7 protein-coding genes and 1 pseudogene are annotated in these 9,762 nt (G+C 62.5%); 6 read left to right on the top strand and 2 right to left on the bottom strand.

Translation table 11 applies throughout. The annotated features are described in order from the left end of the window. A pseudogene (gene pyrB / locus QZ571_RS10100) lies at positions 1-529 on the bottom strand (aspartate carbamoyltransferase catalytic subunit); the annotation flags it as partial. 97 nt (positions 530-626) lie between these two features. Here pyrB and QZ571_RS10095 point away from each other — a divergent pair. From QZ571_RS10095 to QZ571_RS10085, 3 genes are all read left to right on the top strand, one after another. Continuing rightward, positions 627-1,451 carry a uracil-DNA glycosylase gene (locus QZ571_RS10095; RefSeq protein WP_295534043.1) on the top strand — a complete coding sequence of 275 codons (825 nt, stop codon included), beginning with the start codon at positions 627-629 and terminating at the stop codon, positions 1,449-1,451. Positions 1,452-1,611: 160 nt separating this feature from the next. Beyond that, a complete protein-coding gene (locus tag QZ571_RS10090) occupies positions 1,612-3,072 on the top strand; it encodes an efflux RND transporter periplasmic adaptor subunit (RefSeq protein ID WP_295534041.1) in 1,461 nt (486 codons plus the stop codon). Position 3,073: 1 nt separating this feature from the next. Continuing rightward, positions 3,074-6,442, top strand: a complete 3,369-nt coding sequence (locus QZ571_RS10085) for an efflux RND transporter permease subunit (protein ID WP_295534039.1) — start codon at positions 3,074-3,076, stop codon at positions 6,440-6,442. 24 nt (positions 6,443-6,466) lie between these two features. Here the strand turns inward: QZ571_RS10085 and QZ571_RS10080 are convergent, their stop codons facing one another. Then, on the bottom strand, positions 6,467-7,282 hold the full coding sequence (locus tag QZ571_RS10080) for a protein-disulfide reductase DsbD domain-containing protein (RefSeq protein WP_295534037.1): 816 nt from the start codon (positions 7,280-7,282) through the stop codon (positions 6,467-6,469). Positions 7,283-7,484: 202 nt separating this feature from the next. On the opposite strand from QZ571_RS10080, the gene QZ571_RS10075 reads away from it, so the two are divergent. The 3 genes from QZ571_RS10075 (at position 7,485) to QZ571_RS10065 (ending at position 9,724) form a co-directional block, all read left to right on the top strand. Next, positions 7,485-8,045 carry a YqgE/AlgH family protein gene (locus QZ571_RS10075; protein WP_295534035.1) on the top strand — a complete coding sequence of 187 codons (561 nt, stop codon included), beginning with the start codon at positions 7,485-7,487 and terminating at the stop codon, positions 8,043-8,045. A gap of 129 nt (positions 8,046-8,174) precedes the next feature. Then, positions 8,175-8,519: a carboxymuconolactone decarboxylase family protein gene (locus QZ571_RS10070; protein ID WP_295534033.1), complete on the top strand. Its 345-nt coding sequence runs from the start codon at positions 8,175-8,177 to the stop codon at positions 8,517-8,519. Between the two features lie 386 nt (positions 8,520-8,905). After that, on the top strand, positions 8,906-9,724 hold the full coding sequence (locus tag QZ571_RS10065; RefSeq protein WP_295534031.1) for a GH25 family lysozyme: 819 nt from the start codon (positions 8,906-8,908) through the stop codon (positions 9,722-9,724). The last annotated feature ends 38 nt before the right edge of the window (positions 9,725-9,762 follow it).

Below are 9,762 nucleotides of genomic sequence, written 5' to 3'. Positions count from 1 at the left end.
ACAACAGGTTAGAGCGCGCGACACGCGAATGCGCGACATCGCCACAAATCGCGACGGTCAGGCGATGGATGCGCCCCTTTTCACGCCGGATCGTCAGCGCATCCAGTAGCGCCTGCGTGGGGTGTTCATGCTTGCCATCACCGGCATTGATCACCGCGCATTCGACCTTTTGCGCCAGCAGATCCACCGCCCCCGAGCTACCATGACGCACCACCAGCAGATCGGGATGCATCGCGTTCAGTGTTAGCGCCGTGTCGATCAGCGTCTCGCCCTTTTTGACCGAGCTCGTCTGCATCGCCATGTTCATCACATCCGCGCCCAGCCGCTTGCCCGCCAGCTCAAAACTCGCCTGCGTGCGCGTCGAATTTTCAAAGAACATGTTGATCTGTGTCATGCCCGCCAAGGCATCGGTCTTTTTCACCGTGCGACGGTTCAAATCGACATATTGATCGGCCAAGTCGAGAACGGTGCGGATATCTTCGGGGCTCAGATGCTCGATCCCCAGAAGGTGGCGTGGGCGAAAGGCCATGCGAATGCTCCGTTTTGGACTAAGGGCGCTTATGGCAAAAGGGGGCGCGCGCGTCCAGCCGCTTTACCGCAGCAGCGCGCGCGCGTAACTTGGCGCGATGGAGACTCACGCGCCACCCGAACTCGACTATTACGCCGCATTGGCTGCCCTTGAGTGGCAGCTTGAGATGGGCGTGGATACTGCGATTGGCGATGATCCGGTGGATTGCTACGCGCTGCCCGAAAAGCGGATTGAGGCTAAACCCGACACGCCCGATGCCGCGCCCGGTGCGAGTGCTTTGCCCCCCGTGGCCGAGGCCGCGCAAATGTCTGGCCCCGATCCGCTGGCGCAGGCGCGCGAATTGGCAGGTCAGGCAGACTCGCTCGAGACATTGCGCGACGCGATTGATCGCTATGATCTGTGCGATCTTAAGAAAGGCGCGCGCAGCACGGTCTTTGGTGATGGCCATCCCAGTGCCCGCGTGATGGTGATCGGCGAGGCTCCGGGGCGAGAGGAAGATCAAAGAGGGCTGCCCTTTGTCGGGCGCGAGGGCGCGATGCTGGCTGCGATGTTTGCCGCAATCGGTTTGGCGCGTGACGCGGCGGATGCGCAAAGCGCGCTGTATCTTACCACCGTCGTGCCGTGGCGCACGCTGGGCTATCGCGATCCCGAGCCCGAGGATATCGCGCGGATGCTGCCTTTCCTTGCGCGCCATGTCGATCTGGTCGATCCCGATCTGGTGGTGTTGATGGGCAACGCGCCCTGTCAAGCGGGATTGGGCAAGCGCGGCATCACCCGGCTGCGCGGCACATGGGCGCAGGCCTTTGGGCGACCCGCGCTGGCGATGGTGCATCCCACCCAGTTGCTGCGCAATCCGGCCGCCAAGCGCGAGGCCTGGGCGGACCTGCTTTCGCTGCGCGCGCGGCTTGATCAGCAGGGCTAGGGCGCGCCAAACAGTCGCATAATTGTGAAAAAGTGACGGACGTGGCGCCTTGCCGCGTAGAGAAAGATGTTCCCTGCCCCTATTTCAGCAAGGTAACATGTTCTCGCGCGACCGTGGGTGTTTGTGATTGACGCCTGCCATGGATGAAACTGGAGACAACATGCGGTTCCTGACCCGCTCCCTGATGGGGCTGTTTTTGCTGGCTTTGACGCTTGGCCTTCTGGCGATGGGCGGGTTTTCGATTTTCAAGGCGAGCGAGGCGCGCAAGGCCAGTGCAGGGCGCGCGCCAACCGCGCGCGAACGCGTCTTCGCGGCCAATGTGATGGCCGTGGAGTTCACCACGCTCTCACCCACCCTGACCGCCTATGGCGAGGTGCAATCGACCCGCGAGCTGGAGCTGCGCGCAGCCAGCGGCGGCACGATCATTGAACTGGCCCCCGATTTCAAAGACGGCGCGCGTGTCGAGAAGGGCGCGCTTTTGGTCAAGCTGGACCCCGCCGAGGCCAAGGCGGCACGCGACAGTGCGGTGGCGTCAGTTTCGGAAGCAGAGGCCGCATTGGCGCAGGCAGAGCGCGGGCTGGCGATTTCGCGCGATGATGTGGTGGCCGCGCAGCGTCAGGCCGATCTGCGCCTCAAGGCGCTGACGCGTCAACAGTCGCTGTCAGATCGGGGCGTGGGGGCGACGGCGACGTTGGAAACCTCGGAGCTGGCGGTATCGGCGGCAGAGCAAGCGGTGCTCAATCGGCGCTCGGCACTGTCCACCGCGCAGGCACAGCTAGACAGCGCGCGCACCGGGCTGACCCGCGCCAAAATCACCCTGAGCGAGGCCGAGCGCAAACTGCGCGACACTGAAATCCGGGCCGAATTCACCGGCCGTCTGGCGGATGTGACGGGTGTTCAGGGCGGGCTGGTGTCCAACAATGAAATGCTTGGAACGCTGATTGATCCGAATGCGCTGGAAGTGGCGTTTCGCGTCTCGACTGGGCAATTTTTCCGCCTGACCGACGCGCTGGGCGATCTGCGCGATCTGGCGGTCACGATCTCGCTGGATGGGGCCGATGGCGCGGTAGAGGCGAAAGGCGTGCTGTCGCGGGTGTCGGCTGCGGTCGAGGCCGGGGTGACGGGGCGGTTATTGTTTGCAACGATCGCGCAGGGCGCGCGCGGGTTGCGCCCCGGCGATTTCGTCACTGTGCGTCTGGACGAGCCGGCGCTGGAGAACGTGGCTGAAATTCCGGCGGCGGCGGTGGATGCGCAAAGCACGGTTTTGGTGCTGGGCCTCGAAGACCGCCTCGAAAGCGCGCCCGTCGACGTGCTGCGCCGTCAGGGCGACAATGTGATCATTCGCGCCGCGTTCAAAGCCGGGACCGAGATTGTGACCGAACGTACGCCGCTTTTGGGCCGTGGGATCAAGCTGCGCCCGATGCGCACGGGCCAGTCCGACACGCCCGCGCCCGTCGACAAGGTCAAGCTTGACGATCAACGTCGCGCCAAGCTGGTCGCCTTTGTCCAAAGTAATACCAAGATGCCCGACACTGCCAAGAAACGCCTTCTGGCAGAGCTGACGCAAGACGAAGTGCCCCTTGCCACCGTTGAAAAACTTGAATCGCGGATCGGGGGGTAGCATGGCTAATCCAAATAAAACCAAAGCATTGCCCGAATCGCGCGGCCTGATCGGCCTGTTCACGCGCCACGCCACGCTGGCCAATATCGTGCTGGTGATCATGCTCTGTGCCGGGATCGTGGCGGTGCCACGGATGCGCGCGCAATTCTTCCCCGACTCGGTCGAGGAATCGATCACCGTTTCGGTGAAATGGGATGGCGCGGGCGCCGAAGAGGTGGACCGCGCGATTGTGCAGGTGCTGGAACCCTCGCTGATCTCGGTGGAGGGGGTGGAAAACTCCGAAAGCCGGGCCTCAGAAGGATCGGCGCGCATCACGCTGGATTTCGAACCCAGTTGGGATATGTCGCGCGCCGTCAATGACGTGGAAAACGCGCTGGCCACGGCGGGCGACCTGCCCGAAGGCGCCGAAGACCCCGAAGTTGCGCGTGGCGTCTGGCGCGATACGGTCACCGATTTGGTGATCACCGGGCCGCTGTCGCCCGAACAGCTGGGGCGGCTGGGCGATGAGACGGTCGTGCGGCTGTATCAGCAAGGGGTGACGCGCACCTCGCTGGCCGGGATTGCCGCGCCTGAGACGGTGGTCGAAGTGCCCACCGTCTCGATGATGGCCCATGACGTGACGCTGACCCAGATCATCAACGTGATCGCGGCCGAATCCGCCACCGATCCTGCTGGCGATGTCGCGGGCGGGGCCGCGCGCGTCACCACCGGGACCGAGCGGCGCACGGCCCCCGAGATCGCCGCATTGGTGATCCGCACCGAGGCGGACGGCTCTCAGCTAACTGTGGGCGATGTGGCCACGGTGCGCGTCGATGGCGGCGATCGCGCGCGCGCCTATTATGTCGGCGATCACCCGGCGGTGGTGATCAATGTCGCGCGCTCTGCGGCGGGCGATGCGATTGCGATCCAGAAAAAGGTCGAATCCGTGATCGCGCAGATGCAGCCAACGCTGCCTGCGGGCACCTCGATGGATCTGGTGCGCACCCGCTCGGATAAGATCACGCAACGTCTGGATCTGCTGTTGAACAACGGCATTTTGGGCTTGGGTCTGGTGCTGGCGCTGCTGTTCCTATTTCTCAATGCGCGCACCGCGTTCTGGGTCGCGATGGGGATTCCGACCTCGATGGCGGCGGCTTTGGCGGTGATGTATTTTTCCGGCATGACGCTGAACATGATTTCGATCTTTGCGCTGATTTTGACGCTGGGGATCGTGGTCGATGATGCGATTGTGGTGGGCGAGCATGCCGATTTCCGCGCGCGCCATCTGGGCGAGGCCCCGGTGATTGCGGCGGAACGCGGCGCGCGGCGCATGGCGGCCCCGGTCTTTGCCTCGACGCTGACGACGGTGATTGCTTTTGCCGGGCTGACCGTGATTGGCGGACGCATGGGCAATATGATTGTCGATATTCCCTATACCGTGATCGCGGTGCTGTTGGCCTCGTTGGTCGAGTGTTTCCTGATCCTGCCCAATCACATGAGCCATGCGCTGGCCCATAGTTCGGATCAGAAATGGTATGACTGGCCCTCGCGCAAGGTGAATGCGGGGCTGGACTGGTTCCGTGGTCGGGTGATGAAGCCGCTGACGCGCGCGGTGGTCAAGCTGCGCTATCCGGTGATTGCAGCGGCGATTGCGTTGCTGGCGTGGCAGATGTCTTTCGTCATTTCGGGCAAGGTGCAATGGCGCTTTTTTAACCCGCCCGAACAAAGCACGGTGAACGGCGCGTTTTCCATGGTCGAAGGGGCGACACGCGCGGATACGGTCGAAATGATGCGCATGATGCAGGTCACGATTGACCGCGTCGCCAAGGAATTCGCCGATGAATACGGCGTCAATCCGGTGGAATATGCGATTGCGCAGATCGGGGGGGCGTCGGGGCGTGGTTTGGCCTCGGCGGATACCAAGGATACCGATTTGCTGGGCTCGATCTCGATTGAGGTGATCGACCCCGATTACCGGCCCTATTCCAGCTTTGATTTCGTCTCGCGTCTGCAAGACGAGGTGCCGCGCCTGCCCTTGGTCGAAGAGATCAGCTTTCGCCGCTTCCGCGCGGGCGGGGCGGATGACGGGATTGCCGTGCAATTCGCGGGGGCCAGCACGCGTGAGTTGAAAAACGCCGCCGAAGATTTCAAAACGGCGCTGGCGCAATTCCCCGAAGTGTCGGCGGTCGAAGATAACCTCGCTTATGACAAGCAGGAACTGACGCTGGATCTGACGCCGCAGGGCGAGGCGCTGGGCTTTGATATTGCGACTTTGGGGCGTGAGTTGCGCGCGCGCCTGAACGGGACCGAGGCGGCGAGTTTCCCCGACGGGGTGCGCTCTGCCACGATTCGGGTGGAACTGCCCGAACGCGAATTGGCGGCCGATTTCATCGAACGGATGCAACTGCGCACGCCTGCGGGCAAATGGGTGCCGCTGGCCGATATTGTCTCGGTGCGTTCGCAAACCGGGTTTTCCACGATCCGGCGCGAAGACGGGGTGCGCCAGGTCTCGGTCACGGGCGATATCTCCGAGGATGACCCGGCCCGCGCCAACGAGATCACCCGCCAGATCGAAGAGCAAATCTTGCCCCGTATCGCGGAAGAACGCGGCGTGGCTTGGGTGATGGCAGGACAGGCTCAGCAAGAGCGCGATTTCATGTCGGATGCGCTGGTCGGTCTGACCATGTGCCTTGTCGGGATTTATATCGTGCTGGCGTGGATTTTCGCCAGTTGGACACGCCCTATCGTCGTGATGTCGGTGATCCCGTTTGGAGCGGTCGGCGCGATCTGGGGCCATTACGTCTGGCAGATGCCGATGTCGATGTTTGCCGTCGTCGGCGGGATCGGGATGATTGGGATCATCATCAACGATGCTATCGTGCTGATCTCGACGGTGGATGAATATGCCGAAAAACGCGGCATGGTGCCCGCGATCGTAGATGCGGTATCAGACCGTCTGCGCCCGGTCCTGCTAACTACGGCGACCACTGTTCTTGGGCTTGCGCCGCTGCTTTATGAGCAATCGAGTTCGGCGCTGTTTCTGAAATCCACGGTGATCACGCTGGTCTATGGGCTTGGATTCGGGATGATCATCGTGTTGTTCGTGGTGCCCGCGATGTTGGCCATTCAGCTTGATTTCGGGCGTCAGATCACGGCGGTGCGCCATGGCGCGCGGGTGCTGCGGTTGCGCGGCGTCTTGGCCGGAGTGGCCGCGCTGCTGGTGGTTGGTTTCGCGATCACGCTGGGGCGGGCGATGCTGGATGGCGGGGCTTTGATGCCCGCTTTCGCAGGCTTCGCGCTGATCTCTGCGATGATCGTGATCGGGGCGGGGATTATCGCACCGCGGTTGCTGCGCGGTCATATTCGCCACATTGCGCCACCCGAAGCTTAAGGCTTGGGCTGGGGCCTGACGCAGTTACTCGGTGCAGCCGTCGATCTGCACTGCGCCGCGATCTGACAGCACGGTGATACGCAGATCGCTGAGATCGAGGTCAAAGGGTTTCGCCTCGGGCGGCACGAAATCGGCCGAGGCGATCAGCATATTGCCCTCGCGATGGCTGCTGCTTTCTGACACCCAGACCGGGGTTGAGCGCAGCTCGAACAAGGTGTCTTCGGGCCCGATTGCCGGGGGCAGTTCAAGACGCGCGGTCAGATTGACACCATCGCGCACCGGTTTGGTTTCACAATGCGCCTGAGCAGAAATCGTTTTCGGCTCGGCATCCAGCGCGGCCTCGATTTGCGGGTCGTGCTGGCCCTTGCCATCAAGATGGGCGCGCAAATTCAGCGAGACAGGCACACATATCTGGTCGCAAATGCCAATCGTCGCATGCGCGTCCAGATCGACGGGTTTGCTCGCATCCTTGGGGGTGATCGTAATCGGCAAAAGCAGGTCGCCGTGATAGCCGATTGTGCGCATTCCGGCAGAGTCAAACACCTCTGGCGTAGGCCAATGCAGCGCAATATTTGCCACGTTTTCAGAGTCTTGGAAGTCGATCTGCGGCGGGATTCCGGCATCGCCGGGCGCGCGCCAATAGGTCTTCCATCCCGGTTCAAGCGCAATCGAGAGACCCGCGACACGGGTGCCATCCACACGCATCCAGCCGCTCAGCAACTGCGCGCCCTCCAGCCCCGGCGGGGGCGGCGGGGCGGGGTGCTCTTGGCTTTGCTGGGCCGAGGCCATAGGGGCGTGCGCGGCAAGGGTGAGGGCGAGAACGGGTAAGATGCGGGTCATCTGTCTTGGTTAGACTCACATTGCGCGCGACCAAAGTCACAAACGCGACAGAAGACTGCAACAATTGCGCGCACCGGGCAGGCCGCAGCACCCGGCGCGCGACGCGCAGTCTCACAAGGTTCCTGCGTCATCTGGACTTGAACCCACGCCCCGCCCGGACCACCTTAAGAGTAGGCGCATCCCGCGCGAGAGGTGTTTGGCGATGGATTTGACCGGAAAACTGCTGATTGCGATGCCGGGAATGGGCGATCCGCGCTTTGAACATGCGGTTGTGGCTATTTGTGCGCACTCACCCGAGGGGGCGATGGGGTTGATCGTGAACAAGCCGTTGCCCTCGCCAGACTTGCCCGAACTGCTGCAAAATCTCGGCATCACGCCCGCCAATTCCGATCATGCAATCCACGCGCCGATTCTGTTTGGCGGCCCGGTTGAGACCGGTCGCGGCTTTGTGCTGCATTCGCCCGATTGGGGCACACCCGAAGGGCAGATGCGGATCTCCGACCGGCTGCGCATGACCGGCACGCGCGATATTTTGGAAGATATCGCCGCTGGCTGTGGCCCGGATCGTGCGCTGATGGCGTTGGGCTATGCCGGCTGGGGACCAGGTCAGCTTGAGGCGGAGATTCTTGATAATGGCTGGCTGACGAGCGAGGGAGATGCCGATCTGGCGCTGGATGACGAATACGCCACGAAATGGACGCGCGCGCTTGCCGCGATCGGGGTTGATCCGCGCACGCTGTCTGCGGCGGCCGGTCACGCCTGAGGGATAAGTGCGTGGGTGGCCATGCGGCAGCGGTATAGCGGGGCTGCATGAAAATCTTGATGCAAGTCAACGCGGTGGTAACCATGACATGCGACACCAACGTCAAGCGAAACGAAAAGGATTTGTGACATGAGCTACAAAGCGAAGATTGACGAGATGCGCAACGAATTGCGCGTTATGGGCAAGTCGATTCCCGAGACGATGAGCGGCTTTGCCACGCTGTCCAAAGCGGTCAAAGACAACGGCCCGCTTGATGCTAAAACCAAGGAATTCATCGCGTTGGGCATGGCCGTCGTGCTGCGCTGCGAACCTTGCATCATGTTCCACACCGAAGAGCTAATGAAAACGGGCGCAACGCGTGAGGAATTGGGTGATGTGTTGGCCATGGCGATCCAGATGGGCGGTGGCCCGGGCGTGATGTATGCCGGGCATGCCATGGCGTGCTGGGACGAGTTGGCGGCAGCCAAGGGCTGATCTTTTCGAAATCTGTGACATGTTGTCAGGCCCGCGACTTCCGCCGCGGGCCGCTTCGTTTGGCTCCCAAGAGCAATTCACAAGGCCGAATTTGGTGCAATATCTCGCACCTGTCGCCGCCCTCATCACTTTGGCCTTCTTCGCAAGCCCGATCATGGCGCAAAGTAGCCAAGAGCTTTTGTGCCCGGCGAAGACTTCATGATGCAATGGGATCTCAATGGCGATGGCATGATCATCGCTGCGGGTTTCGGAAACGCCCAGTAAACTTGCGGACCTTTCCTCAACCGGCAGGCTCTTGCTGGTGGCGCAGAAAAAGGCCCGGGTGCCCCGTGACAGTCGGGCCGTCTCATGAAAGCGTGAGGCAGTGCAGTATCAGGGAGCGGCGTATGGACCTTTCAAGGCGGATTTTCCTCTCGGGGGCGGCGCTGACGCTTGCCGGATGTGGGGCCAAGCCGAAATCTGCGCGCCTCATGGCTCCGAATATGTTGGATGCGGCGCAGTATCGGGCACCGGGTATTCCGGCGCGCTTTGGCGATACCGCGCCCCATGGCTGGTCCGGCCTAGCACCTGCCGCCCTGCCGGTTCACGGCATTGATGCGGCGCGCTATCAGGGCGTGATCGACTGGCGGCGTGCGCGCGCGGCGGGGGTGTCTTTTGCCTGGCTCAAGGCTTCGGAAGGGGGCGATCATATCGACCCTGGGTTCCGGCTGAATGCGCGGGCAGCGCGCGCGGCGGGCGTGCCGGTGGGGGGCTATCACTTCTTCTATTTCTGCCGCCCCGCTGCCGAACAAGCGCGCTGGTTCATCAAGCAAGTCAAACGCCACGCGGGCGATCTGCCCCCGGTGCTTGATATCGAGTGGAACCATACCTCACCCAGCTGTCAGCGTCGCCCCGAAGCCGCCCATGTGCGCAACGAGATGCGGATATTCCTGCGTACGCTCGAGGCGCATTACGGCACGAAGCCTGTGATCTACACCACGGTCGATTTCTGGGAGGATAACGGGTTGGAGCAGCTTCGCGGCTATGATTTCTGGCTACGCTCGGTCGCGGGCCATCCCAGTGCGCGCTACGGCGATGCGCGCTGGACCTTCTGGCAATATAGCGGCACCGGAGTCATCCCCGGCGTGCCCGGCACGGTCGACATGAACGCGTTTCACGGCTCGCCCGCGGCATGGCAGAACTGGCTGGCGACACGGCGGCAGTGAGGGAAAAGGGCGACCCGACGGGCCGCCCTGAACGTCAC

Origin of the sequence: uncultured Thioclava sp. (assembly GCF_913064665.1) — a bacterium.
Taxonomy (GTDB): domain Bacteria; phylum Pseudomonadota; class Alphaproteobacteria; order Rhodobacterales; family Rhodobacteraceae; genus Thioclava; species Thioclava arctica.
Note: the sequence above shows the minus strand (reverse complement) of the source record. Positions and strands in the feature narration are given on the sequence as shown.

What these genes read in the sequence shown, in the direction of transcription:
- QZ571_RS10080 (WP_295534037.1), bottom strand. Translation starts at nt 7,282, where the DNA reads ATGACCCGCATCTTACCCGTTCTCGCCCTCACCCTTGCCGCGCACGCC.
- QZ571_RS10065 (WP_295534031.1), top strand. Translation starts at nt 8,906, where the DNA reads ATGGACCTTTCAAGGCGGATTTTCCTCTCGGGGGCGGCGCTGACGCTT.
- QZ571_RS10075 (WP_295534035.1), top strand. Translation starts at nt 7,485, where the DNA reads ATGGATTTGACCGGAAAACTGCTGATTGCGATGCCGGGAATGGGCGAT.
- QZ571_RS10085 (WP_295534039.1), top strand. Translation starts at nt 3,074, where the DNA reads ATGGCTAATCCAAATAAAACCAAAGCATTGCCCGAATCGCGCGGCCTG.
- QZ571_RS10070 (WP_295534033.1), top strand. Translation starts at nt 8,175, where the DNA reads ATGAGCTACAAAGCGAAGATTGACGAGATGCGCAACGAATTGCGCGTT.
- QZ571_RS10095 (WP_295534043.1), top strand. Translation starts at nt 627, where the DNA reads ATGGAGACTCACGCGCCACCCGAACTCGACTATTACGCCGCATTGGCT.
- QZ571_RS10090 (WP_295534041.1), top strand. Translation starts at nt 1,612, where the DNA reads ATGCGGTTCCTGACCCGCTCCCTGATGGGGCTGTTTTTGCTGGCTTTG.